The sequence below is a fragment of the Chryseobacterium sp. NFX27 genome (assembly GCF_049887855.1).
GTDB lineage: Bacteria > Bacteroidota > Bacteroidia > Flavobacteriales > Weeksellaceae > Chryseobacterium.
Map to the genome: position 1 here is coordinate 81,690 of NZ_JAGEKK010000014.1, position 25,022 is coordinate 106,711.

Below are 25,022 nucleotides of genomic sequence, written 5' to 3' on the forward strand. Positions count from 1 at the left end.
ATGAAAATAATCTTTGCGTGAAAAACATAATCTATTTTATATGGAAATGTTTTGGGAAAGCATCCTCAGGCTTCATTCTGAGAATATTAAGAAGCACCCAGGATTTCAGGAAGCCGTATCCGTAGGAAAACATCTGAATATACGTAGAAATTACTGCCATGCCGGCAATACTTATATTTTTCGTTACTATCATTGCATGAAATAATACAAGGAACGTATACAACCCATAAAATGCAAGAATAATCCCTCTTCCCAGAATAAAATACTCTATAAAGCCTAAAATATATCCTAACATAAACAGCGTAGGAAATGCAAATGAGATCTTCACATAATCAGGGTGTCTCTGGTTAAGAATCGGTCTCGCACATCCGAACTGATAGACCTGCCTGGAGAATTTACCCAAATCCACTCTTCGTTTATGGTACACCGCAATATCATCAAAAAACGCTGTAGTGAAACCGTTTTCCCAAAGTGTCATGGACAGATCCGGATCTTCACCGATCCTCATTTCGGAAAAACCGCCTACTTTTTCAAAAACCTCTTTCTTTACCCCCATATTAAAGCTTCTCGGCTGAAATCTGGAGACTGCTTTTTTACTTCCCCTGATTCCTCCTGTTGTAAAAACTGAGGTCATAGAATAGGAAATAGCTTTCTGCATCAGATTAAAACCTTTATGAGCTTTATCCGCTCCTCCGAAAGCATGACATGGAATGGTCTCTATATCTTTTTTAATATTTTCGATATAGTCTTTTTCGACGATCACATCACTGTCTACAAAAAGCAGCCAGTCATTCTTGGCTCGTTTTGCGCCATAGTTTCTGGAAAGTCCGGGACCCGAATTGTCTTTTCTGAAATATTGAATATCCAGTATCCCTTCAAAATTATGAATGGTAGGTTTAAGATCGATAAGAGAGCCATCGTCCACAATAATTACCTCAAACTCCTTATCTGTCTGAAAAGTCAAAGAATTCAGCAGTTCAAAAAGTTCGTCCTTTCGGTTAAAAATAGCAACAACAATGGAAATGGTAGGTCTCAAATTGAAAATTTTTCAAAATTACTTATTCGCTAAGGAATCTACAAACAGTTTAACAGCTTATTCAAAGAAATTAACTTTTAAATAAACATATAAAAGAACGGCGTTGAAATTTTCAACACAATAATTTGACATTTTAAACAAAATCTATATGAAAGACGGCCCATACCTTTGTTATAGAATTTAAAAACAAAAAAATGTTACAGAAAACCAATCCACTACAACACCCTGGCCAGTCAGATTTTAATGCAGAATCTACAGCTCAGGAAGTCATTAAAGGAATAGATCTTACCGGAAAAACAGCAGTGATCACCGGCGGCTATGCAGGAATCGGCCTTGAAACCACAAAAGTTCTTGCTTCTGCCGGAGCAAAGGTGATTATCCCTGCAAGAGATATTGAAAAAGCAGCCAAGAACCTTACAGGCATTAAAAATATCGAACTGGAAAAGATGGACCTGATGGACCCTGAGTCTATCGATAACTTCAGCCAAAAATTTTTAGCATCCGGAAGAAAGCTTGACTTGCTCATTAATAATGCCGGAATTATGTGGGTTCCTCTCCGACGAGACCACAGAGGCATTGAATCTCAACTGGCAACTAATTATCTTGGACAATTTCATTTAACAGCAAGACTTTGGCCGGCTTTGAAGAAAGCAAATGGTGCCCGGGTTCTGAGTGTATCTTCTTATGGTCACCAGATGGCTCCGTTTGATTTTGAAGATCCGAATTTTGAGAAAAGAGAGTACCATACACTTTCGGGATATGGACAGTCGAAAACGGCCTGTAACTTATTTGCCACGGAATTGGATGAAAAAGGGAAAAAATTTAATATCAGAGCTTATTCATTGCATCCGGGTTCTGTTTATGGTACAGACCTGGGAAGAGAAGAGCCTATTGATCTTTATATTCAGATGGGAACTCATGACAAGGACGGAAAAATAAAACCGGAAGTTGAAGCCAGATTAAAAACGATTCCACAAGGTGCTGCTACAACCGTTTGGTGTGCAACAAGTCCAATGCTTCAAAATATCGGAGGAGTTTATTGTGAAAACTGCAATATTGCTGAAATAGATCTTGGGCAGATAGAGCACAGATATGATGAGCCGGCAACAATCCGGGGTGTGCAGCCCTATTCCATTGACAGGGAGAATGCAGAAAGGTTATGGAAATTAAGCGAAAAAATGCTGGGCTTCAAATTCGATACGGAATAACCTCTTTTTAAATACATTTGTACTCATAAACTACAGGTCATGGATTTCCAGATACAATATATTACCCCGGACATCAAGCTTTCCACGTATGATGATAAGCTCTTCAAAACAGAAACTGTTTTTGAATTCCATATGCTGGTCTGGTTTATATCGGGAGAAACCAAGATTATCCAGGCTGATAAAACATATCTGTTTAAAGCGGGAGATATTTTCCTGATTCCGAGAAATCATCTCGCAACGATCATTAATTATCCTAAAGACGGGCTTCCACATAAAGCTGTAGTGATGCATCTCACCACAGAACGGTTGAAACAGTTTTATGCTTCCATTGAACTGGGACCTAAAACGATCGGCCGGAGCTCTGAAATCCATAGCTTTCAGAGTCATCCTCTCCTGAAAAGCTGCCTGGCTTCCCTTATTCCGTATTTTGAAATGGAAGGTCCTTTTCCTGAAAACATCGCTTCCTTAAAAATCACTGAAGCCATCAGTATTCTCAGAGAAATTGATAAAGGTATAGACACTATCCTGACCGATTTTGAAGAACCTGGAAAAATTGATCTGGCTGGATTCATGGAAAAGAACTATATGTTCAATATGTCTCTGGAAAGGTTTGGATATCTGACGGGAAGAAGTCTTTCCACATTCAACAGGGATTTCAGGAAAGTTTTTCAGACCACGCCTCAGCGGTGGCTTACTCAAAAACGTCTTGAACTGGCTTATTATCATTTAAAAGAAAAGCGTAAAAGGCCTTCGGACGTATTTCTGGAAGTCGGTTTTGAGGATCTTTCCCATTTTTCCTATGCTTTCAAAAGACAGTATGGCCATACTCCATCTGCCCTTATCTGATCAATAAAACAAAAAAACCTTCCATAACAGGAAGGTTTGTATTTGAATAGACTAGCTCTTTTCAATTTTATGAAGCTTTTTCGTGCCTTCATACATTTCATACTGAAGGAACCTGGTTTCCAGCTTACCGTTGAAAAGCTTGATCTTCCTTGAAGGACGGAGACCGATTTTCTTCACCGCTTCCAGATCGGAAGAGATCAGCCAGGCCAAAGTATTCGGATAGCTTGTTTTGAATGTATCTCCTATTTTTTTATAGAAATCCTCATCATTAATAGAAATTCTCTCATCGTAAGGCGGATTGAAAACCATCAGCAATGGGAAAAGCTCTTTTTTAGATTCAAAGAAATCCTGTTTTTTCACTTCAATTACATCCTCCAGTTCTGCTGCTTCAATATTCGTTCTGGCCGCATTCAGCATTCTGTTATCGATATCGTAACCAACTATCTTGCCGGTAAATTCTCTTACTCTGTTTACCCTTACTTCTTTGATCTTCGCAAAAAGATCTGCGTCATAATTATTCCAGTTCTGGAACGCAAATCTCCTTCTGAAAATCTGGGCAGGTAGGTCCATGGCAATCATTGCCGCTTCAACAAGAAGAGTCCCGGAACCGCACATCGGGTCCAAAAAGTTTCCTTTTCCATCCCAGCCTGCCAGCTGCAGCATTCCGCTTGCCAGTACTTCATTAATAGGTGCCTCCCCCTGTTCTTTTCTGTAACCTCTCTTAAATAAAGGATCTCCTGAAGAATCTAAGGAAATCGTCACCAACTCCCTGTCGATATGAAGATGAAATTTGATATCCGGACTTTTCGTCTCTACATCAGGACGTCTTTTGAATTTTTCCTGAAAATAATCCACAATGGCATCCTTCATTTTCAAAGTTACAAACTGAGAATGCTTGAATGTTTCAGAGTTTACGGTAGAGTCAATCGCAAAAGACTGGTCTACATTCATATATTCCTCCCAGGCAATTGCAGAAAGCTTATTGTAAAACTGATGCTGATTAAATGCTTTAAATTCAAAAACAGGAATTAAGATTTTCAATGCTGTTCTTGCCGAATAATTAATTTTATAAAGAAAACCAAGATCGCCTTCACAATTGACCGCACGGTTTTTAATTTCAACGTTTTTTCCGCCTAATTTTTTAATTTCTTCTGCAAGGATTTGCTCCAGCCCGAAGAATGTCTTTATCTGAATCTTTAGATTTTCTGTGTCCATAAATATTTATTAAAAGATTTAATGATTTAACAATGAAAAGATTACGGGTTCAATTTTGCTCTTAATTGAATCTTTTGATCTTTCATTATTTAAATACTTTGCTTTTAACCGCACAAATTTAGTTATTTTTGCATTATGGAATGGTTTGAATCTTGGTTTGATACACCTTATTATCATCTTCTTTATAGCAACAGGGACTATACGGAAGCCGAAAATTTCATTACAAAGCTTACGGAAGACCTTCAGTTGCCCCCTTCATCCAAGATTATTGATCTGGCTTGCGGAAAAGGAAGACACTCTGTTTTTCTGAATAAACTGGGTTATGATGTATTGGGACTTGACCTTTCCAGACAAAGCATTGAGTTTGATAAGCAGTTTGAAACACAGACCCTTCTTTTCAGCGTCCACGACATGCGGAACCCTATTGATGCCGATCCTATGGATGCTGTATTCAATTTATTTACCAGCTTCGGATATTTTGACAACGAAAGTGATGACAAAAAAGTTTTCCAGTCGGTTTATGGTATTTTAAAGCCTGGTGGATATTTTGTTCTGGATTATCTGAATGAAGAATACGTAAGAAAAAACTTAATTCCCGAGTCTATCATTACCCGTGGTAATATTGATTTTAAAATCCTGAAGAAGATTGAAGGACGGCACATCGTCAAAGACATCCTTTTTGAAGCAGACGGGAAATCTTTTCATTTTTTTGAAAAAGTAAAGCTTCATACTCTGGAGGCTATCAATTCCTATGCGGCAGACTGCGGCTTTGAAAGAGTAAAAATCTGGGGCGATTATCAGCTGAATGAATTTAACCGCGAAGTTTCACCACGCTGCATCAATTTATTTAAGAAAAAAGCATGATAACAGTTGTTTTACTGATATTGAGCGTTATTACAGGAGTATTTCTTGGCAAGCATTTCGGAAAAAAGGAAAAGCTGGCTAAAAATCTGCTGGTCCTGAGTGCCGGATTTTTGATCACCATCTGCCTGAATGAGGTTTTTCCGCAGGTATACACTTCTGAAGCCGGAAGCAGTCTCGGAATTTTCGTGATTGCAGGGGTATTGCTTCAGATGGTTCTGGAAGCTCTGACAAAAGGTTTCGAACACGGGCATTTTCACCATCACAGTGAACATAACATTCTTCCTATGGCACTGATGGTAGGATTATTTATACATGCTTTTATAGAGGGAATTCCTTTGGCCAATGAAGAGCATCAGCTCTCTCCTTATCTTCTGGGGATTCTGTTTCACAATCTTCCTATTTCTTTTATTCTTGGAGCCTTTTTATTCAACAGAAAAAATGAATCCAAAACTTCACCCTATCCTTCTCTTCTGATCGTAGCTTTATTTGCCCTTGCTTCTCCGATGGGAATGCTGCTTGGAAATTATTTCAATCCCGATCTACAGCCCTATTTCCTGGCTATCGTTGGAGGGATTTTCCTGCACATTTCATCTGTAATTATTTTTGAAAGCAACAAAAATCACAACATCGACTGGATGAAAATAGGTTTGGTCATTATCGGAGTTTCATTAGCACTGATTATGCATCTTTTTCATCATCATCCGGCTGCCGGACATTCTCATTAATCCTTTTAATCCTTTTTTAAACAACAATAAAAAAAGCCCCGAATTAAATCCGGAGCCTTCAATTTAATCACTCATTACACAATCTGGAATTAGAACTTCCAGCCGAATGTAATAAAGAAGTTATTCCTGTTATTTTTCACTTCTGAAACGGCAAAATAATCTGAAGACATAATTCTTGTATCAGAATAATAGGCTGTATCAGTAGAAGGATCTCCTGTTTCAATACCTCTTAAGAAAGGGTTGCTGTATGTAGAGGTCACATACTGATAAGATGCATCTACGTAGAATGATTTGAAATCATACCCCACACCAAATGAGGCAAGGTTTCTGTTATTAAGCATCATATCGCTGTATGACTGATCTGAAGTAGAGGCATCAGGATTTACCTGGCTTACTGTTAAAGCATCAAAAGGATTGGACGTGTAAGAATAACCACCTCTTAATCTGAACTGCTTCACTCTGTATTCCGCTCCTATTCTTACCTCTGAAAGGTTTTTATAATTGTCTTTAAAGAAACTGTTCAGTTCGCTTTCAGCACCTGTAACCACTTTATATTTAGGTCTTGTTAATCCTAAAGTATAATCTACGTTTAATGAAAAGTTTTTACTTGCAACAAATGCAGCACTTACTGTCGCTTTAAGCGGTGTTGTAAGGTCCCTTGATTCGGCTCCGCTACCATCACCGTAGTCCGGGTCATTGTAGAAATTATAATTTCTGTCTATACGCCAGAATGTCGGAGTTTCTATGGCACCACCAATTCTGAAATTAGGACTAAGCTTACCAATTACCCCTAAAGAAGCAGAAAACCCTGAAGATCTTTCAAACATCGGTGTATTCTGTCTGTCGAAATATTCCATGGAGCCATTATCCAATGACCGGAAGGCTGCCGTATCATATTGATCAATAGAAGCATTGAAAAAATTGAATCCTGCTCCGATATATAAATTATGATTATAATTGGCACCTACCCCAAAACTTGTTTTTGAAAGGTTTCCGTATCTGTTGTAAGCGTGACCTGCCAATGAGGCACTTTTATCTGTAAAATCCTTGATCACATTACTGCTTCCGGGAGATTCTACGTAATTATCCAGAGATTGGTTAGAAAAATTAATACCGATATTGATAAACTTCCATCCTGATTCACTCATCAAAGGAAAAGCAATTACTCCTCCGACATTTCCAAGATCCGTATTCGTTTCGCTGTAATCAATGGAAGTTCCTCCCCAGCTGCTTTTATTTTTATTTCCTGCAATAGATATCGTTCCGGAAACTTCCCCGGAAATGGCTACCCCTAAACCGGCAGGGTTGGTAAGCAGTGAGTTAGCGTCACCTCCTAATGCTCCGTTAGCTCCCGCCATTGCATTAAATTTTGACGAACCCACCATGGGAGTGCTGGAATAAACATCTACAGTATTTCTCAATATAGAAACATCCTGTGCCTGTGCAAAAAATGCAGCAGAAACACTCATTAATACTAAAGATTTTTTTAACATTATTTTTTTAATAGTTATTAAGTTTGAAATTATCTTCCTCCTCTGAAGCCGCCGCCTCCACCGCCGGATCTCATACCGCCTCCGCCGGAAGAACCGCCTCTAAAGCCGCCACCTGAAGAACCACCGCTTGATCTGAAGCCACCGCTGTCATTGGATCTGAAGCCGCCATTGTTATTATTATAGTTAGGCTGAGAGTTATAATTAGGTCTTGGAGAGTTTGAATTACGGAACCCTCCAGATTGTGGCCGTGTTCTGTAACCTCCGTTTCCTTGTCTGAACCCGCCGTTGTTATAAGAGCCGTTATTTCTAAAACCGCCGTTTGTACTTCCGTTTCGGAAACCGTTATTGGTTGATGTATTTCGGAAACCATTTCCACTGTTTCTGAAACCGCCTCTATAGGTATTAGTTTTATATACTGCATTGGTTATACCCGGATTGCTGAATCCTCCTCCGCCACTTCTTCTGTAAACCGGTCTGTAGCTGTTACCCCAGTAGCCGCCATTCCAGCCCCAGTATGGGTAACCGTAACCGCCGCCCCAGAACGGGTCGTAATACCCCCCCCAATAAGGAGAATATCCATATCCCCAGTAAGGATTACCCCAGCCGAATGATCCTCCCCATCCGAAAGATCCACCCCAGCCCCAGCCACGGTTCATCCCCCAATAAGGGCTGAAACCACCATACCATCCCCAGGGAGAGCCCCAGGAATTATCATAATAGTTGGTCTGAGATCCTGCAAATGCACCCCAGTCTGAATCAGTAGCATTCATGTTCCAGTTATTATCGCTCCATGTATTATATCTGTTGTCTTGTTCTCTGGAATTGGCCTGCGCATTCTGGATCACATTAGAGTCTTGGTAGTAATCATAATTTTCCCCTACCCTGTTACCGCCATCATTGATGATCACTCCTTCTGGCAGTGTATCTTTATTGGGGTCGTAGTACACCCCATCGGTCTCCGTGTATCCACCCATCTGGGCTCCACAGGACACAAGCAGTAACCCGCCTGATATTGCCAAAATCCCTTTGGATTTTAACAGACCGAGCAAATTTTTATGTATATTTCTTTTCATGATAACGTAAAGATTTTTAATTTAAATTATATTTGCAATCTGTACCAAAAATGTACCAAAACACTGGTAAAAAAATCTATCAAAAATAGATTTTTATTTTTAGATTACAATAATGTACAAAAGTTAAAAAAATTAAAAAAATAATGGCAAAATTAACCTCAAGAAGCGAAGATTACAGCAAATGGTATAATGAGTTGGTGGTAAAAGCTGACTTAGCTGAAAACTCTGGAGTGCGAGGATGCATGGTGATTAAACCATACGGCTATGCAATCTGGGAAAAAATGCGTGATGAAATGGACAAAAGATTCAAAGAAACAGGTCACGTTAATGCTTATTTCCCGCTTTTTGTGCCCAAAAGCCTGTTTGAGGCAGAAGAAAAAAATGCAGAAGGTTTTGCTAAAGAATGTGCAGTAGTTACCCATTATAGATTAAAAACAGATCCGGACAATCCACACAAACTTATTGTAGATCCGGACGCCAAATTAGAAGAAGAGCTTATCGTACGTCCTACTTCTGAAGCCATTATCTGGAATACATACAAAAACTGGATCCAGTCTTACAGAGATCTTCCGATCCTGATCAACCAGTGGGCCAACGTTGTCCGTTGGGAAATGAGAACCCGCCTGTTTCTTAGAACAGCAGAATTCCTTTGGCAGGAAGGACACACGGCACATGCTACAAAAGATGAAGCTGTGGAAGAGGCTGAAAAAATGAATGATGTATATGCAGATTTTGCGGAAAAATTCATGGCAATGCCTGTTATTAAAGGATTAAAAACACCTTCCGAAAGATTTGCGGGAGCTGACGAAACGTACTGTATTGAAGCACTGATGCAGGACGGAAAGGCGCTTCAGGCAGGAACATCTCACTTCTTAGGTCAGAATTTCGCGAAAGCTTTTGATGTGAAATTCACCAATAAAGAAGGTAAGATTGAACATGCATGGGCAACTTCCTGGGGAACTTCCACCCGTTTGATGGGAGCTCTTATTATGACCCATTCCGATGATTTCGGTTTGGTACTTCCTCCTACCCTGGCTCCAATTCAGGTAGTTATTGTTCCTATCTTCAAAGGAGAAGAGCAATTGGCTCAGATCAGTGAAGTGGCGCTTGATATCGTGGCTAAATTAAAAATAAAGGGCATCTCTGTTAAATTTGATGACGATACGCATAACAAACCGGGATGGAAGTTTGCAGAATACGAATTAAAAGGAGTTCCTGTAAGAATTGCTCTCGGGCCTAAAGATCTAGAAAACAAATCTGTAGAAATTGCAAGAAGAGATAATCTTACTAAAGAAAGCCGTCCTATTGAAGGAATTGATACTTATATCCAGGAGTTGTTACAGACTATCCAGAAAGATCTTTATGAAAAAGCATTAAACTTCAGAAAAGACAACATTACAAGAGTTGACACGTACGAAGATTTCAAAAAAGTTCTTGAGGAAAAAGGAGGTTTTATTTATGCACACTGGGATGGAACTCCTGAAGAAGAAGAACAGATCAAAGATGAAACAAAGGCTACTATCAGATGTATTCCTTTAGATAATGATACTGAAGAAGGGATTTCTATGGTAAGCGGTAAACCATCTAAGAGACGTGTATTATTCGCAAAAGCTTACTAAAAATTTTCGCTGATTTTCAAAAACTTTGCTGGAAATTAAATAAATATTCAAAAAAAAGTGACTTTTGGACAGATTTTTGTTTAAATTTATGCAACATTAATCTAAAAAAATAATTTATTATGTCTTTAAATGTCATTGATTTAATTAAAGGACAGTTAGGTCCCGCTTTAATTTCGCAAGCTGCCTCTCAGTTTGGGGAAAGTGAATCTGGTATCTCAAAAGCAATTGGAGGTTTATTGCCTGCAGTTGTAGGAGGATTAGCCAATAATTCTGATAACCCGGGAGTTTTGGATGCAATTACCAATGCCTCATCAAGCGGAATTTTGGGAAATTTAGTAGGCGGTGCGTCCAGCAGCCCTATAATTTCCAATTTGTTGAGCTCTATTTTTGGAGACAAGATTGGCGGAATAGTGAATGCTATTGCTACTTATGCAGGAATCAGCAATAATTCTTCCAGTTCACTGCTGAATTTAGTAACAGGAGCTACAGTAGGTACTATCGGAAAATATGCTGCTGATAATAATTTAGACAAATCGGGTATTTCGAACCTGTTAGGTGAACAAAAAGGAATCATTTCTACACTGTTACCGGCAGGACTTTCCCTGGCATCTCTGAATATCGGCGACTGGGCCAAAGGATATAAGTTTGATAATGATAATGATGCTATCAGAACAGTAGCCAGCGAAGAGCCTAAAATAGAAGTTACAAGAAGTACTACAGCTGAAGGAACCAATCCTGACAGAAATAATAATGAAGGCGGAGGTTCAATCTGGAAATGGTTGCTTCCGCTTTTACTTTTAATCGCTGCGGCTTATTTTATATGGAAGCAGTGTGAGAAGAAAGAAACGACCACAACTACCACAGTAGTAGATTCTACAGGAACTACCACTGATACAGCGGCGGCTATTACTCCTGCAGATACTTCAGCAACCACTGCAACAACCACCAGAACAGATGAAAATATTGATCTTAACGGGGTAATGCTGAAAGGTTACAAAGGAGGTATGGAAGATCAGATGATCACTTTCCTGAAGTCTGACAACTATAAAAATGCAGCTGATGATGCAGCATTAAAAGATAAGTGGTATGATTTTGACCATGTGAATTTCAAAATGGGAAGTTCTACGGAATTGGAAGCCGGTTCACAAGGACAGCTTGATAATTTGGTAGCCATTTTAAAAGCATTCCCGGATGCGAAAATCAAAATTGGAGGATATACTGACAAAGTAGGAAATGAAGCTGCCAACGTAAAATTATCTCAGTCCAGAGCTGATTTCATCAAAAATGCTTTAGCAAAAGCAGGAGTTGGTGCTCAGGTTCTAGGAGCTGAAGGTTACGGAAGTAAGTTTGCTACTGTAGATGCTAAAGCTTCTGATGCAGAAAGAGCTGCAGACAGAAAAATGTCTGTAAGATTTGCAAAATAGATTTTTAGAATCTTTAAAAATAGGATCCCGGAAGTTAATTTCCGGGATTTTTTTATTCCCTTCCTTTTGTATTTATATTTATTTAATTAAATTTGTTAGTCATTTCTAACATTTATGAATTTCAAATTAAATAGCGCCTGGCGTAAAGATAAAACATCCAATTCCCTCTCTGAGGTATATTCTTCTATAAAAGTACCCCGAAATGCTCCGTTTTGGAGAAAATATCTGGCATTTGCCGGTCCGGGTCTGATGATTGCCGTGGGATATATGGACCCTGGAAACTGGGCAACTGATATTGCCGGAGGTGCCCAGTTTGGGTATACCCTTCTTTCTGTGATTCTTATTTCAAATATTTTCGCAATGGTTTTACAGCATTTATCTGTAAAATTGGGAGTTGTTGCCGAACGGGACCTCGCCCAGGCCTGTCGTGATCACTTTAATCCTACGACCAATTTTATTCTGTGGGTATTTTGTGAAATCGCTATTGCTGCCTGTGATCTCGCCGAGGTTATTGGTTCTGCCATTGCATTAAACCTCCTGTTTCATATTCCCCTTACCTGGGGAATTGTGATCACCACAGTGGATGTTCTGATCATTCTTTTACTTCAGGCTAAAGGTTTCCGATGGATAGAAAGTATTGTTGGCGGACTCATTTTTATCATTTTGGCCTGCTTTATTTATGAAATTGTCATTTCACAGCCGGCTTTCAATGAAATCCTTGGCGGATTGGTTCCTCAAAAGGAAATCATCCAAAACCCGGCAATGCTTTATATCGCTATCGGGATTTTAGGAGCGACTGTAATGCCCCATAATTTATATTTGCACAGCAGTATCGTTCAGACGAGAGATTATCCTCGTGACCGGGAAGGGAAAAAAGAAGCGATAAAATTTGCAACCCTGGATAGTACCGTTTCATTGATGCTTGCCTTCTTTATCAATGCTGCTATTCTTATTCTTGCTGCTGCAACCTTTCATACTACAGGAAATAAGCATGTGGCAGATATTCATGATGCCTACAAAATGTTGACTCCTATTTTGGGTGCTTCTATGGCAAGTATTGCTTTTGCCATTGCTTTACTGGCTTCAGGACAGAACTCCACCTTAACCGGAACTCTTGCAGGACAGATCGTTATGGAAGGTTTCTTAAATATCCGGTTAAAACCATGGCTACGAAGACTGATCACCAGGCTTATTGCTGTTATTCCCGCTTTAATAGTAGCTATTATTTATGGTGAACAGGGAACAACAGATTTATTGGTTTTAAGCCAGGTAATTTTATCCATGCAGCTGAGCTTTGCGGTAGTTCCATTGGTTATGTTTACTAATGACAAAGCCAAAATGGGAGAATTTGTAAATAAGCCTTTCTTAAAAATAAGCGTCTGGCTCATTTCTATTATCATTATTATTCTAAACCTGTATTTGCTGTATCAAACGTTTACCGGATAAGAAGATGAAATGTGAATGGTTAATGGTGAATTGTGAAGATTATACCCCGGTAATTTAATCATTCACTTGCGAAGTAAAATTGACCATTCACAACCATTTGCTTCATCATTTTTCTGCCTTAATGTCCATTTTTTCTATTTGGCAGGTTCTTTGTCAATCAATTCTTTAAATAAATATTGAATTATGGAAAACCAGGATATTAACGAAGAAAGCATCAATAATCAGGAAGTAGACAACATTCAGGACGAAGCGGTATCTGGGGACAATGTGACAGCAAAACCTTCTGCAGAGGAACTTTTGGCAGAAGAAAAAGATCGTTATATCAGATTGTACGCTGAATTCGAAAATTATAAAAAAAGAACAGCCAAAGAGAAGATGGAATTCTTCCAGTATGCCAACCAGGATATGATGGTATCTATGCTGGGAGTTTTGGATGACTTTGAAAGAGCTTTAAAAGAGATTGCTAAAAACGGAAATCCATCTGACCTTCAGGGTGTAGAGCTGATCTATCAGAAATTTAAAAACAGACTTACTGAAAAAGGCTTAAAAGCTATGGAAGTTAATGCAGGCGATACGTTCAATGTAGATTTCCATGAGGCCATTACTCAGATTCCTGCTCCATCTGAAGATCTAAAAGGTAAAATCGTAGATGTTATTGAAACAGGATATACTTTAGGTGATAAAGTGATCCGTTTTGCAAAAGTAGTAACAGGAAACTAATATTAAAATAAATGATAAATGGTGATAGATAATTGATTGACAGCAGGCTTTAAGCCATACGCAATAGGCATCAGTTATCATTTATCAGTAATCAATTATAATCAACATGTCAAAAAGAGATTATTACGAAGTTCTTGAGATCAGTAAATCTGCCTCAGCTGACGAGATAAAGAAAGCATACCGAAAAATGGCCATCAAATATCACCCGGATAAAAATCCAGGAGATAAAGAGGCTGAGGAAAAATTTAAGGAAGCTGCAGAGGCTTATGAAGTACTGAGCGACGACCAGAAACGTGCCAGATATGACCAGTTCGGCCATGCCGGAATGAGTGGTAATGGTGGTTTCGGAGGCGGAGGCTTCGGCGGAGGTATGAACATGGAGGATATTTTCAGCCAGTTTGGAGATATTTTCGGTGGAGGCTTCGGAGGCTTTGGTGGAAATGGCGGAGGACGTCAGCAGGTAAAAGGTTCCAACTTAAGGATCAGAATCAAACTGAGCCTTGAAGAAATGGTGAACGGAACACAGAAAACCATCAAGGTAAAAAAAATGAAGATGGCAGAAGGAGCCACTTCAAAAGTATGCCCTACCTGTAACGGTTCCGGTGTACAGCTCAAAGTAATGAACACGATGTTCGGGCAGATGCAGACGCAGACCACTTGCGGTACCTGTCAGGGAATCGGGAAAGTAGCAGATAAAATTCCTGCCGGCGCTAACGCACAAGGACTGATAAAGGATGAGGAAGAAATTTCCATCAATATTCCTGCAGGTGCCAGAGACGGCATCCAGCTTAATGTAAGAGGAAAAGGAAATGATGCTCCTTTCGGCGGAATTCCGGGAGACCTGTTAGTGATTATTGAAGAGGAAGTCGACAAAACAATCAAGAGAGAAGGCGATAATCTTCACCAGGAATTGTATGTCTCTTTTGCTGAAGCAGCTTTAGGAACTAAGAAAGAAGTTCCTACGGTAGGCGGTAAAGTGAAAATTACCGTTGATCCGGGCACACAGTCCGGTAAGATCCTCAGGTTGGCAGGAAAGGGCCTTCCAAGCATCGACAGCTATGGTAAAGGTGACATGTTCATCCACATTAATGTATGGACGCCACAAAAACTGACTAAAGAGCAGAAAGATTTCTTTGAAAAGCAGATGTCAAGCGGAGAAATGGTTGCAGAACCTTCCGGAAAGGAAAAAACTTTTTTTGATAAAGTAAAAGATTTATTCAATTAATATAGACAGGCATTACCAATTGCCTTGTTATTCAAAACTAATAAAACTCAGCAGTCATGTACTGCTGAGTTTTTGTTTTTTATATCTGTAATCTGTTATTTCTTAATTGCAAGTGAATAGATCTTTTTCCCTGCCGTAAAAATAGCTACAGCTCCTAAACCTCCTATCAGACCAAGAATAATTTCTTTTAAAATAGTCAGAAGCTCACTAGAAGACCAGGAAGGTAAAATATGGTGAAAAAATTCAATTCTATGGGCAAAAATACCACCAGCTACCATAATTAAAGCAATTGTACCGATAACTCCTAAAGCTTTGATAACGATAGGTAAGGCTTTTACCAGCAGATGCCCAAGCTTTCCAAAGAAGCCCTTATCATTACTTTTTTTGATTAATTTGAATCCCGCATCGTCCATTCTTACAATCAAAGCAACAATTCCGTACACTCCTACAGTCGCAATAAATGCCACCAAACTCGTTACCAAAATCTGTGTAAGGAAAGGGTGACTCTCTTCCAAAACTGTTCCCAAAGCAATAATCACAATCTCAATTGATAAAATAAAATCTGTAGTAATTGCCGATTTTATCTTTGCTTTTTCTAGGTCTTCGTCACTTTTTTCATCTTCTATAATCTCTTCCACAACTTCATGACCTTCCTTTTCGCGGTGAAAAAGAAATTCTATAATTTTTTCAACACCTTCAAAAGCCAAATATAATCCTCCAAGAATCAATACGTAATTAATTGCCGGGGCATACAGCCAGTTGAGAAAAAACACAACAGGCAGAATGATCAGTTTGTTGATAAATGAACCTTTTGTAATTGCCCATAAAACCGGAATTTCCCGTGAGGAAAGAAAACCTGTAGCCTTTTCTGCATTTACAGCCAGATCATCCCCAAGGATACCCGCCGTTCTCTGTGTAGCTATTTTACTCGTAACCGCCACATCATCCATCAGTGCAGCAATATCATCTAAAATTGCAAAAAAACCAGATGCCATATTATTTTAATATTTTTTTAATAAACGTTAAGTCGAGCAAAAATAATTATTAAAATCTATTTTTATTTGTTTCTGGATATTAATTTTAAATATTTTCTGATGGAAAACCATTTGTTTGAACAAAACTATGAAGGGAACAACAGGTCATATTGCTATAATTCCTGATGATAATTTATTAATATTATTCTCATCTTTGTGTTATGAATCCGGATCCTCACCTATCAAAAATCATTATCCGAAAGTCTCCTTTCCTGCAATTTTTCTGTACATTTAATTAATGAAAAAACTCATTCTCAGATATCATTTTTTTGTTGTAGGATGCCTTAGTTTCATGCTGCAGTCATGCAATACAAGATTCAGGGTCTGGGTAGGCAACGGTGGGCAGCAGAAAATATATAATTTAAAATACGGCGAGCATAAAAGGCAAAAAATGGATGTTTTTCTTCCCTTAGACTATGCAGAAGATACTCCTGTAGTTCTTATCATACATGGTGGCGGCTGGACTCTGGGAAAAAAAGAACATATGATCAAGATCCAGAAAATGCTTTTTGAACATAAGATCCCGAGTATCAATATGAATTACAGACTGGTTTCAAAACGGAAGAATATTACGTATAAGCAGCAGCTGGAAGATATTGGCGCTGCGATTGAAAAATTTAATTCTCTTGCGGAAAAAGCAGAGCTTCTGCCGGACAATTTTATTCTGCTGGGAGAAAGCGCCGGCGGTCATCTAGCCCTGCTCTACGGCTATCAACATACTCAACAGATCAAAAAAATCATTTCACTGAGCGGTCCGACAGATTTTTACAGCCCGGAATACCTGAATTCATTTTATTCAAAATATACTTCCCCCACTTTCCAGAAAGTGGTAGGAACAAAATTTGACCGTAAAAATATATCTGAAGCTTTTAAAGAAGCGAGCCCGATCGCCAATATATCCAATGTTCCCACATTATTGTTTCAGGGAAATAATGACTTTCTGGTAAACCAGCACCAGGGGCTGGCTATGGATTCTGCGCTTACCCAACAGAATGTAGCACACAAATTCATCTTTATGGAAAAGACAGGCCATGTTCCGAGACTTTTCAGCAAAAGAAAAAGAGACAGCATTATCTATCCGAATATTCTGGAGTGGATAAAAAAATAACCTGCCAAAAGACAGGTTATCTATATTTTTTTGTATTCCTATTCAGGATCTTTGTTTTCATATTTAGAAAAATCTTCTTTCTTTCCGAAAACAAATTTGATGATCACCGGAAGTGTTGTTACCAACACGATGATGATGATAATCAGTTCCAGTTTCTCTTTTAGATTGATTCCGAACTGTTCCTGGAAAAGTTTATCCAGATAATGTCCGGCAAAGATGAGGATAAATGACCAAAGAACTGCCCCGATAATATTATCTCTCAAAAATTCTTTTTTGTCCATTTTCACAATACCTGCAACAATTGGAGTAAAGGTTCTTACCACTGGTAAAAATCTGGCCATGATGATCGCCAATGCTCCGTGCTTTTCAAAAAAGTCGTGGGCCTGGTAAAGATATTTCTTCTTAAACAGCATGGTATCCTGCTTTTTGTATAAAGCGGGACCTGTTTTCACTCCAAAATAATATCCAACTTCATTTCCTATAATGGCAGCAAGTGCTACACAGGAAGCTAGAATGGTTGTATCCAGAAAATCGCTCCCTGTGGAGCCGAAAGTCTCTTTGATGATTTCAACGGCATAAATTCCTGATACGAACAGTAATGAATCTCCGGGCAGGAAAAATCCTACAAAAAGACCTGTTTCAGCAAAAACAATAAATAAAATAAGCCAGAACCCACCCATTTTGATATAAAATTCGGGGTTCATTAAATCTCTCCAGCTATTGAAATCTTCCATATATAACGATTAACAACAAAAGTAAGTGTAAAAAGTCTTAAACAAAAATTAATTATAAGATTTTAACTAAAATACGGACATGATATTTTACAAGTCCATATCATCGTCTGAAACTGCGGTGCCATCGGCCATCAGGAAGGCTTTCAGGAATGGCGTAAGATTTCCGTTCATGACGGAATCCACATCTGAAGTTTCATGACCGGAACGAACGTCTTTCACCAGTTTATACGGATGCATCACGTAATTTCTGATCTGGCTGCCCCACTCTATTTTCATTTTATTGGCTTCTATCTCGTTTCTTGCTTTCATACGCGCCTCAAGCTCCATTTCATAAAGTCTCGAACGAAGAAGCTGCATGGCTTTTTCTTTGTTTTGAAGCTGGGAACGGGATTCGGAATTTTCAATGATAATCCCGGTCGGTGCATGGCGAAGACGTACGGCAGTTTCTACCTTGTTAACGTTCTGTCCTCCGGCTCCGGAAGATCTCATGGTTTCAAATGAAATATCAGCGGGATTAATGTTGATTTCAATGGTATCGTCCACTAAGGGATAAACATATACTGAAACGAAACTGGTATGGCGTTTGGCATTACTGTCGAATGGAGAAATCCTTACCAGCCTGTGTACCCCGTTCTCTCCTTTCAGATATCCGAAAGCGTATTCACCATCAATTTCCAGTGTAACGGTTTTCACTCCGGCAACTTCCCCTTCCTGATAATTGAGTTCACGGATTTTGTAACCTTGTTTTTCAGCCCACATGGTGTACATTCTCATCAGCATCGAAGCCCAGTCACAACTTTCCGTACCACCGGCTCCCGCTGTGATCTGAAGAACAGCAGAAAGCTCATCTCCCTCATTGGAAAGCATATTTTTAAATTCAAGGTCTTCTATTTTTTCTACCAGCTTAGGGAATGTTTCATCCAGCTCTTTTTCAGAGTCAGGATCTTCTTTGGCAAATTCTGCCAGTACCTGCAGATCTTCAAACTGGGTGCTGATCTCTTCATAATCTTCCACCCATCTTTTTTTGGAACGAAGCTGCTTCAGAAATACTTCTGCTTCTTTTGGACTGTCCCAGAATTCCGGAGCAGCGGTTTTTTCATCATCATTCGCTATTTCTATCTTCTTTTTTTCGATCTGAAGGTATTTATATAAGTCTGTAATTCTAGACTGAACTTCTTTTATCTGGTCGTTGTTGATCACGAATTTTTTATTTTATGCAAAAATACGGAATTCTTTTGTGAGTTGGGAAGTGGGTTTGAGAGTTCTGGTGTGGGAGAGTTTTTGAGTATACGTTTAGGATAGGAAGGATACAAGTTTAATATTATTGGATTAATTCAATTTATCCATGGATCATTCATTTGGTAACAAAAATTCACCATTGACAAACCTCCGATTTTTTTAATTAAATCATTTCAGCCATCATCTCCCCTGTTTTAGGAGCCAGTGCGACTCCCATTCCTGAAAGTCTTACGGCACAGAACTGTCTTTCCGAAAGCTTTTTCACGATTGGTGTTTTTTCTGAGCCCATGGCCATAATTCCTGACCAGCGAAGCGCAATTTTAAAATCTTGTTCTGGTAAAATAACTTCTTTTAAAAAGTTTTCCAGATGCTCCTGCAAAAATGCTGTGGTTTCAAAAGCGGTTGTTTCTTCAGTTTTAAAATCCTGATTCCGTCCACCACCCAAAAGAACAGTGTTTCCCAGATTTCTGAAATAATAAAACCCTTCATCATAATGGAATGTTCCTCTAAGCCTTAATCCATCAATTGGTTCGGTTAAAAGAATCTGTCCCCGTGCGGGAATAATTTCCTCTTTTTCAAGAAACTTTGAGCTGAAAGCATTTGTACAGTAAATAATCTGCTCAGCCTTTACAGAAAGATCTTCCGAAAGGTGAATCTCGATTTCTCCTGTGTTTTCATCAATGGTTTTCACTTCTGTTCCAAAAAGAAATTCGATTTTCAGTTCGTAGCATTTCTCTAAAAGCTTCTGCAGCAGTTTTCCTGAATGGAGACTTCCTTCACAGGGATTTTCAATCAGAAATTCAGATTTCCCAAGACCGAATTCCCGGATCTTTTCTTGATTAAGAAAATAGGTTCTTTCAAGGCCGGTTATTGCTTTCAGCTTTTCATTAACGACATATAACTGCCGTAAAGGCTCATCATTATTTAGAATTTCGTAGCCTCCATTCAGTTCAAAACCTATTTCGCCGTCCTTGAAATATTGTCTGATCTTCTGAAGTCCTTCAAACCTCATTTTAACCAGTTCCAGTGTTTTCCCCCAGCCCATCTTTTGGGAATCGGCAATGATTTCCGTCAAGCTTCCAAAGCATGCAAATCCTGCATTCCGGGTTGAAGCTCCCAGCGGAACGGTATTTCTTTCAATAACCAAAACAGATTTTTCAGGATATTTTTCCTTAATGGATACGGCAGTCCAGAGCCCGGAAAACCCTGATCCGATGATGACGATTTCTCTTTTTCTGTAAAAGGTTTCCAGTTCCCAGATGCTGTTCATAAATAATGAGTGAAAAGTGATGAGTAATTTTTGTGGGATGTTTTAATGGCAGAGGCTTTAGATACTAGATTTCAGATGTTAGGCTAAGGCAAAGATCCAGACTGAGATTAATCATTAAGCTCTCTTATTCTCAGACCTTAAAACACAAAGACTCTCAAACACGCAAACTCTAAAACTCTCCCACTCTCAAACCCGGCTTCAGCCCTGCGCAGCATCATGTCCCTCTTCCCCGGTATGCTGAAATCCGATTGCTCTTCTTGGCTCTTCAACAGCTTTATAGGAATCCAGCTCTTTTTTCAAAGCCTGAATTCTGAATTTGAATTCGTCGAAATTATTGATAATAGTATCAGCCAGGAATCTTGCGACCTGATCCAGATATTCTCCAGTCAACTTTCCTGCAGCATCTCTGAGCGCTGCTTCCAAAAGTTTCTGATCTATTTTAAGATTTTCATTTTTGGTCTGCTGATATTGGTTTTTAAGACGTTTCTTCAGACTCTGTGTAAAATCGATAAGCATGGTATTGCTGAACGCCTTCATTTTAGATGAGATTTCATGCCAGAACGGAACTTTATCGGCTTTGTTCTTTTTGAGAATTTTATAAAGAAGAGAATCTTCTTCAAGCTCTCTGGTCATCGCATACAGAATGATCTCGGAACGTTCCGCAGCGTTGGGAGGGAATATAGGAACCATTACATCAAATCTTCCCGGAGCAAGAATTTCTTCATTAATTTCCGAAACAGAATTGGCAGAACCTACCATCAGCAGTTCTTCCTTTTCAAATTTTCCAATATAATGCAGGATCAGCTCCTGGGTTTCCAGATTACAGGAAGCAATGTCCGTTTCCGCTTTTCTCTCCATCATGATCTCATCAAAATCATCGAGGAAAAGCAGGACTTTTTCTTCTTTCATCATAGTGAGCAGAAAATCATTGAAGTTGGTTTTATTGCCGTCTATGAAAGAGGTTCCCAGATAATGTTTTTTGACTTCTTTAAACTGATATCCGATAATCTCAGCGATTTTGGTCGCCCAGAATATTTTCCCGCTCCCCGGAGGTCCATACAGGACAATCCCTGCCGGCTTGTGAATGCCCCAGTCTTTGATCTGCTGAGGATTTAAGAATGGCTCTAAAACAGCTGATATATAAAAGAATAAGTCTCTGTATCCAATAAAGTCCCTGTGTTTCAGGCTGGTTTTTTGCCCGAAATAATCGTAGACGAATTGGTAATTTCCACCGAGTTTATTATCAATACCGTAACTTGAGATTGATGAACGGAAAAAACCATTATCAAAAATATTGGGATTGGTTTCTTTTATGGCTTCTTTTACTTTTTCCTTGGGCTGATTGATTACTTCAGCAATCTGTTCCAGGGTTTTATTTTTGTTCAGATCTTTTTCATAAAGCTTTAAAAAATCCAGGTTTTCGCGGACAAACTTTTCGAAATCTTTCTTCACTTCAAAGTTTGTACTGATGCAGACTCCCAGCTCAAGATCAAAATCCTGGATAAACTGTTTGATGGCTTCTGCTGAAACATTAAGCTCCTTAGCTAACTCAATTAACTTCATAAACTACCGATTAATTCTATCAAATTTAATATTTTAATCTTAAAGAACTGTTGAAAATGTAGTAAAATTGAGGGTGCGGGTTTTTGGGTTACGTGGTTCCAGGTTGCAGCCAGGATTATAAATTTCTGAGTTCTGTTATCGGGCTGTGATTTTTTTAACCATATCATTCACCGCTTCTTCTATCACTTTCGGTTGATCCTGGTTAATGTAATGTCCGCTTGCCGGTAATACAATCTGTTGGCTGTCTGTAGATAGGTTTAACAGGTCCTTCTGCATTTTGTCCCAGGCTGCCAGCATTTCGTTCTTTAATTTTTTGTCTTTAATAAAGCTGTCATATCTGGTCTTATCCGCTGCTGTAATTACATACAAAGGAATAGAACCAAAAGAATTAATGGTGGCAGCTTCTTTTTTAATGGATTTCATATGGTCCTGCTCTTCCAGGGTGGCATCGGCACTTTTGTAAAGCAACGCAGGCATGAGCGTATTTTGATAAGCATACTGAGGGCCGGCTGGAAACATATTCTCAAACATAAGTCTTGCTGCTCCAAAGGTATTGGCAAATTTTAAAAAACCTCCCGGAAGTCCCTGATTAACCATTTTATGCATCTCAGGCGAAAGATATTTTTCATCTGCCGGATACTGACTGTCTACCAATATTACTCCTGCAACATCCGCAGGATATTTTTGCACGAAAAACCGGGTAAGCATTCCTCCGAAAGAATGTCCGACAAGGATATAGGGTTTCGGGGCTTTTGATTCTTCGAGCAGTGTATGAAGTTCTTCTGCCATTTTCTCGCCTGTTTTAGGATTTGTTCCCCGTTCACTCCACAGAATCCCGGATCTGTCATAGGAAAATGTAGTATAGTTTTTCGGAAGATTTTTCTGGATATGATACCACTGCAAATGACCGGCGGGATCGAAAGCTGTTTCAAAAACTACTGTAGGACCTCCCTTTCCCTCCTGTAAATAGTGCATCTTATGGTTTTCAATTTCTGCAAACCGGCCGTCCGGCTGAATCTTTTCAGCAATGGAACGGGATATTCTTTCAAAAATAAAACCGGTAATTAATAAGAGGATGACAATTAAAAGCAGCGCCATTAACAGTCTTTTTATCCATTTCATAGTTTTCATAGTTCTGTTTTTTGATGTTTCCTGAATAGGTCTCTGTTTCATAAAAATAGTTACATCCATAAAACAATGAGACTGTGAATCTTGTTACATGGAATTTCGATATTATTCACGGATCTTATCTTAAAAAAAATACTATAATGTAACAATCCCTTGATTACATAGACTACTACTATGTAAAACAAATTACATGGAAAAAATTTTGTCAGTAAAGAATTTAACCAAAAAATTCAAAAGAACTGTTGTCAACAATATTTCCTTCGACGTAGAAAGAGGAAATGTATACGGGTTATTAGGTCCCAACGGAAGCGGAAAATCCACAACATTCGGAATGCTGCTGTCAACGATCAATCCAACCAGCGGAGACTGGTATTGGTTTGGGCAAAAAGGAACAGATCCGGATACGCTAAAGAAGATCGGGGCTATTATAGAACAGCCTAACTTTTATCCTTATCTGGATGCAGAAACGAATCTTAAGATTGTCGCTGAGATCAAAGGAACTCCTCACACAAGAATTGATGAAGTCTTAAAAACCGTTGGTCTTTTAGAAAGGAAAAAAGATGCTTTCAAAACGTATTCTTTGGGAATGAAACAGCGTCTGTCCATAGCATCAGCCATGCTGAATAATCCGGAGGTGATGATTCTTGACGAACCTACCAACGGACTGGATCCTGAAGGAATTATCCAGATCCGGGATATCATCAGCAATATCGCTAAACAGGGCATTACTATTATTATTGCCAGTCACCTTCTGGACGAGATTGAAAAGATTTGCAGCCACGTCATTGTTTTAAAAGAAGGAAATTCCATTTATTGCGGGCGGGTAGATGAAATAACAGCTAATAACGGATATTTTGAGTTAAAGGCGGACAACAATACGCTTCTTTTAAATGCTCTGGAAGAACTTCAATGGTTCAGTGCTGTGAAAGCAGACGGTGAGATCATCAAGGCTCAGATTCGTGATGATGCCTCCATATCTGCTTCAACTTTGAATCAGAAGCTTGCTGAAAAAGGGATTTATCTTTCTCATTTAACGAAGAAAAAGCTGTCTCTGGAGTCTCAATTTCTTGAACTTGTAAAAAACACGAATACCCATGCTTAAATTATTAAAACTAGAATATTATAAAAACCTGAACTACAAACCGTTCAAGGTTTTCACGATCTTATATTTTGCCATTCTTATCGCTCTTCTTTTCATCGGACTGGTCGATCTGAATGTTTTCGGAGGAACGGTTAATTTAAAAGAACAGGGTATTTACAATTTCCCGGAAATATGGAATTTCACCACATGGATAGTCGCTTTGCTAAAGATTTTCCTTGGACTGATTATTGTTTTTTCAATCTCCCAGGAATTCACCAACAGGATGTTTAAACAGAACACTATTGATGGGTTAAGCAGAAAAGAATTCATAGGTTCAAAACTTTTAACGATTACGATCTTTACAACGGTTTCCACATTGATTGTGTTTATCATTGCCATGTTTTTGGGGCATCAGTATTCTAAGGTAACGGATGCTTCAAAAATTTATGCAGAGGTGTATTACATTGGAAATTATTTTGTAAAACTGTTTACATTTTTCTCTTTTCTGATGTTCCTTTCGGTATTGCTGAGAAAATCTATGTTTGTATTCCTTGGTTTCTTTGCCTATTGGGTGGTTGAAAAGATTCTGGCAGGTATTGAAGCCTATCAGAAATTAACGGGAATGCAGGGAGAACAAAGAAAAGCAGTCCTTGAGAATGATTTTTTCATCACCAGTCTTTTACCCTTGGAGAGTATGTCAAATCTGATTCCCAATCCTTTAATGAGACTGAATATGCTGAAAGTTATGGGGGTAAAATATGATGCTCATTATCCTACAGAAAGCATGATTGCGTGTATTATCTGGTCTGTAATTTTTATTTGGGGTTCTTACTGGATCCTGAGAAAAAGGGATTGGTAGATGTCGGAGATTTAAAAATTTAAAGATTAAATAATTTAATTGATTAAAAATTAAGTGGTCCTTTGGATCACTTTTTTGTTTTAGTAGAATGTTAAAAATTGGTTTTGTTTAT

General features: G+C 38.8%; 22 protein-coding genes. 12 read left to right on the top strand and 10 right to left on the bottom strand.

Going from position 1 to position 25,022, the window contains the following annotated elements; genetic code table 11:
• Nucleotides 1-31 precede the first annotated feature (31 nt).
• Nucleotides 32-1,036, bottom strand: coding sequence for a glycosyltransferase (locus J4Q03_RS15450; RefSeq protein WP_426049028.1), 1,005 nt, complete (start codon nucleotides 1,034-1,036; stop codon nucleotides 32-34).
• A 194-nt stretch (nucleotides 1,037-1,230) separates the two neighbouring features.
• On the opposite strand from J4Q03_RS15450, the gene J4Q03_RS15455 reads away from it, so the two are divergent.
• Together J4Q03_RS15455 and J4Q03_RS15460 are read left to right on the top strand one after the other, a co-directional pair.
• The gene (locus J4Q03_RS15455; protein ID WP_426049029.1) at nucleotides 1,231-2,244 is read left to right on the top strand and encodes an SDR family NAD(P)-dependent oxidoreductase; all 1,014 of its coding nucleotides are present in this window, start codon (nucleotides 1,231-1,233) and stop codon (nucleotides 2,242-2,244) included.
• Between the two features lie 39 nt (nucleotides 2,245-2,283).
• Complete coding sequence (locus J4Q03_RS15460; RefSeq protein WP_426049030.1) at nucleotides 2,284-3,090, top strand: helix-turn-helix domain-containing protein; 807 nt, start codon at nucleotides 2,284-2,286, stop codon at nucleotides 3,088-3,090.
• A 51-nt stretch (nucleotides 3,091-3,141) separates the two neighbouring features.
• On the opposite strand, the gene J4Q03_RS15465 is transcribed toward J4Q03_RS15460, so the two are convergent.
• Nucleotides 3,142-4,305, bottom strand: coding sequence for a THUMP domain-containing class I SAM-dependent RNA methyltransferase (locus J4Q03_RS15465; protein ID WP_426049031.1), 1,164 nt, complete (start codon nucleotides 4,303-4,305; stop codon nucleotides 3,142-3,144).
• Nucleotides 4,306-4,440: 135 nt separating this feature from the next.
• On the opposite strand from J4Q03_RS15465, the gene J4Q03_RS15470 reads away from it, so the two are divergent.
• Both J4Q03_RS15470 and J4Q03_RS15475 read left to right on the top strand, forming a co-directional pair.
• Nucleotides 4,441-5,169 (top strand): class I SAM-dependent DNA methyltransferase, encoded by a 729-nt coding sequence (locus tag J4Q03_RS15470; RefSeq protein WP_426049032.1) that lies wholly within the window; start codon nucleotides 4,441-4,443, stop codon nucleotides 5,167-5,169.
• Nucleotides 5,169-5,894, top strand: a complete 726-nt coding sequence (locus J4Q03_RS15475; protein ID WP_426049058.1) for a ZIP family metal transporter — start codon at nucleotides 5,169-5,171, stop codon at nucleotides 5,892-5,894. The genes J4Q03_RS15470 and J4Q03_RS15475 overlap by 1 nt, the downstream gene beginning before the upstream one ends.
• An 89-nt stretch (nucleotides 5,895-5,983) precedes the next feature.
• Here the strand turns inward: J4Q03_RS15475 and J4Q03_RS15480 are convergent, their stop codons facing one another.
• Together J4Q03_RS15480 and J4Q03_RS15485 are read right to left on the bottom strand one after the other, a co-directional pair.
• The gene (locus J4Q03_RS15480) at nucleotides 5,984-7,387 is read right to left on the bottom strand and encodes an OmpP1/FadL family transporter (RefSeq protein ID WP_426049033.1); all 1,404 of its coding nucleotides are present in this window, start codon (nucleotides 7,385-7,387) and stop codon (nucleotides 5,984-5,986) included.
• A gap of 29 nt (nucleotides 7,388-7,416) precedes the next feature.
• Entirely contained in the window at nucleotides 7,417-8,460 is a 1,044-nt protein-coding gene (locus J4Q03_RS15485) for a prolyl-tRNA synthetase (RefSeq protein WP_426049034.1), read from the bottom strand.
• Between the two features lie 143 nt (nucleotides 8,461-8,603).
• Between J4Q03_RS15485 and proS the strand changes: the two genes are divergently transcribed.
• The 5 genes from proS (at nucleotide 8,604) to dnaJ (ending at nucleotide 14,894) form a co-directional block, all read left to right on the top strand.
• Complete coding sequence (gene proS / locus J4Q03_RS15490; protein WP_426049035.1) at nucleotides 8,604-10,079, top strand: proline--tRNA ligase; 1,476 nt, start codon at nucleotides 8,604-8,606, stop codon at nucleotides 10,077-10,079.
• A 119-nt stretch (nucleotides 10,080-10,198) separates the two neighbouring features.
• Entirely contained in the window at nucleotides 10,199-11,503 is a 1,305-nt protein-coding gene (locus tag J4Q03_RS15495) for a DUF937 domain-containing protein (protein ID WP_426049036.1), read from the top strand.
• Nucleotides 11,504-11,617: 114 nt separating this feature from the next.
• Nucleotides 11,618-12,949, top strand: coding sequence for an Nramp family divalent metal transporter (locus J4Q03_RS15500; RefSeq protein WP_426049037.1), 1,332 nt, complete (start codon nucleotides 11,618-11,620; stop codon nucleotides 12,947-12,949).
• Nucleotides 12,950-13,132: 183 nt separating this feature from the next.
• Nucleotides 13,133-13,669: a nucleotide exchange factor GrpE gene (locus tag J4Q03_RS15505; RefSeq protein WP_426049038.1), complete on the top strand. Its 537-nt coding sequence runs from the start codon at nucleotides 13,133-13,135 to the stop codon at nucleotides 13,667-13,669.
• Between the two features lie 106 nt (nucleotides 13,670-13,775).
• Nucleotides 13,776-14,894 carry a molecular chaperone DnaJ gene (dnaJ, locus tag J4Q03_RS15510; protein WP_426049039.1) on the top strand — a complete coding sequence of 373 codons (1,119 nt, stop codon included), beginning with the start codon at nucleotides 13,776-13,778 and terminating at the stop codon, nucleotides 14,892-14,894.
• 95 nt (nucleotides 14,895-14,989) lie between these two features.
• Here dnaJ and J4Q03_RS15515 read toward each other — a convergent pair whose 3' ends face one another.
• Nucleotides 14,990-15,889 (bottom strand): DUF808 domain-containing protein, encoded by a 900-nt coding sequence (locus tag J4Q03_RS15515; protein ID WP_426049040.1) that lies wholly within the window; start codon nucleotides 15,887-15,889, stop codon nucleotides 14,990-14,992.
• 277 nt (nucleotides 15,890-16,166) lie between these two features.
• Here J4Q03_RS15515 and J4Q03_RS15520 point away from each other — a divergent pair, with 277 nt between their 5' ends.
• Nucleotides 16,167-17,036 (top strand): alpha/beta hydrolase, encoded by an 870-nt coding sequence (locus tag J4Q03_RS15520; protein ID WP_426049041.1) that lies wholly within the window; start codon nucleotides 16,167-16,169, stop codon nucleotides 17,034-17,036.
• Nucleotides 17,037-17,074: 38 nt separating this feature from the next.
• On the opposite strand, the gene J4Q03_RS15525 is transcribed toward J4Q03_RS15520, so the two are convergent.
• From J4Q03_RS15525 to J4Q03_RS15545, 5 genes are all read right to left on the bottom strand, one after another.
• Nucleotides 17,075-17,770, bottom strand: coding sequence for a DedA family protein (locus tag J4Q03_RS15525; RefSeq protein WP_426049042.1), 696 nt, complete (start codon nucleotides 17,768-17,770; stop codon nucleotides 17,075-17,077).
• Nucleotides 17,771-17,857: 87 nt separating this feature from the next.
• A complete protein-coding gene (gene prfB / locus J4Q03_RS15530; protein WP_426049043.1) occupies nucleotides 17,858-18,970 on the bottom strand; it encodes a peptide chain release factor 2 in 1,113 nt (370 codons plus the stop codon).
• A 202-nt stretch (nucleotides 18,971-19,172) separates the two neighbouring features.
• Nucleotides 19,173-20,279, bottom strand: a complete 1,107-nt coding sequence (locus J4Q03_RS15535; protein ID WP_426049044.1) for an NAD(P)/FAD-dependent oxidoreductase — start codon at nucleotides 20,277-20,279, stop codon at nucleotides 19,173-19,175.
• 198 nt (nucleotides 20,280-20,477) lie between these two features.
• Nucleotides 20,478-21,842 carry an AAA family ATPase gene (locus tag J4Q03_RS15540; protein WP_426049045.1) on the bottom strand — a complete coding sequence of 455 codons (1,365 nt, stop codon included), beginning with the start codon at nucleotides 21,840-21,842 and terminating at the stop codon, nucleotides 20,478-20,480.
• Nucleotides 21,843-21,977: 135 nt separating this feature from the next.
• Nucleotides 21,978-22,973 carry an alpha/beta fold hydrolase gene (locus tag J4Q03_RS15545; RefSeq protein ID WP_426049046.1) on the bottom strand — a complete coding sequence of 332 codons (996 nt, stop codon included), beginning with the start codon at nucleotides 22,971-22,973 and terminating at the stop codon, nucleotides 21,978-21,980.
• A gap of 187 nt (nucleotides 22,974-23,160) precedes the next feature.
• Between J4Q03_RS15545 and J4Q03_RS15550 the strand changes: the two genes are divergently transcribed.
• Nucleotides 23,161-24,072 carry an ABC transporter ATP-binding protein gene (locus tag J4Q03_RS15550; protein WP_426049047.1) on the top strand — a complete coding sequence of 304 codons (912 nt, stop codon included), beginning with the start codon at nucleotides 23,161-23,163 and terminating at the stop codon, nucleotides 24,070-24,072.
• Nucleotides 24,065-24,910 carry an ABC transporter permease gene (locus tag J4Q03_RS15555; RefSeq protein ID WP_426049048.1) on the top strand — a complete coding sequence of 282 codons (846 nt, stop codon included), beginning with the start codon at nucleotides 24,065-24,067 and terminating at the stop codon, nucleotides 24,908-24,910. Before J4Q03_RS15550 ends, J4Q03_RS15555 begins: the two co-directional genes overlap by 8 nt.
• Nucleotides 24,911-25,022 lie beyond the last annotated feature (112 nt).

Coding starts and splice junctions, on each gene's coding strand:
- J4Q03_RS15515 (WP_426049040.1), bottom strand. CDS start 15,889: ATGGCATCTGGTTTTTTTGCAATTTTAGATGATATTGCTGCACTGATG.
- J4Q03_RS15495 (WP_426049036.1), top strand. CDS start 10,199: ATGTCTTTAAATGTCATTGATTTAATTAAAGGACAGTTAGGTCCCGCT.
- proS (WP_426049035.1), top strand. CDS start 8,604: ATGGCAAAATTAACCTCAAGAAGCGAAGATTACAGCAAATGGTATAAT.
- J4Q03_RS15540 (WP_426049045.1), bottom strand. CDS start 21,842: ATGAAGTTAATTGAGTTAGCTAAGGAGCTTAATGTTTCAGCAGAAGCC.
- J4Q03_RS15545 (WP_426049046.1), bottom strand. CDS start 22,973: ATGAAAACTATGAAATGGATAAAAAGACTGTTAATGGCGCTGCTTTTA.
- J4Q03_RS15460 (WP_426049030.1), top strand. CDS start 2,284: ATGGATTTCCAGATACAATATATTACCCCGGACATCAAGCTTTCCACG.
- J4Q03_RS15465 (WP_426049031.1), bottom strand. CDS start 4,305: ATGGACACAGAAAATCTAAAGATTCAGATAAAGACATTCTTCGGGCTG.
- J4Q03_RS15500 (WP_426049037.1), top strand. CDS start 11,618: ATGAATTTCAAATTAAATAGCGCCTGGCGTAAAGATAAAACATCCAAT.
- J4Q03_RS15485 (WP_426049034.1), bottom strand. CDS start 8,460: ATGAAAAGAAATATACATAAAAATTTGCTCGGTCTGTTAAAATCCAAA.
- J4Q03_RS15470 (WP_426049032.1), top strand. CDS start 4,441: ATGGAATGGTTTGAATCTTGGTTTGATACACCTTATTATCATCTTCTT.
- J4Q03_RS15480 (WP_426049033.1), bottom strand. CDS start 7,387: ATGTTAAAAAAATCTTTAGTATTAATGAGTGTTTCTGCTGCATTTTTT.
- J4Q03_RS15520 (WP_426049041.1), top strand. CDS start 16,167: ATGAAAAAACTCATTCTCAGATATCATTTTTTTGTTGTAGGATGCCTT.
- J4Q03_RS15455 (WP_426049029.1), top strand. CDS start 1,231: ATGTTACAGAAAACCAATCCACTACAACACCCTGGCCAGTCAGATTTT.
- J4Q03_RS15525 (WP_426049042.1), bottom strand. CDS start 17,770: ATGGAAGATTTCAATAGCTGGAGAGATTTAATGAACCCCGAATTTTAT.
- J4Q03_RS15555 (WP_426049048.1), top strand. CDS start 24,065: ATGCTTAAATTATTAAAACTAGAATATTATAAAAACCTGAACTACAAA.
- dnaJ (WP_426049039.1), top strand. CDS start 13,776: ATGTCAAAAAGAGATTATTACGAAGTTCTTGAGATCAGTAAATCTGCC.
- J4Q03_RS15550 (WP_426049047.1), top strand. CDS start 23,161: ATGGAAAAAATTTTGTCAGTAAAGAATTTAACCAAAAAATTCAAAAGA.
- J4Q03_RS15535 (WP_426049044.1), bottom strand. CDS start 20,279: ATGAACAGCATCTGGGAACTGGAAACCTTTTACAGAAAAAGAGAAATC.
- J4Q03_RS15505 (WP_426049038.1), top strand. CDS start 13,133: ATGGAAAACCAGGATATTAACGAAGAAAGCATCAATAATCAGGAAGTA.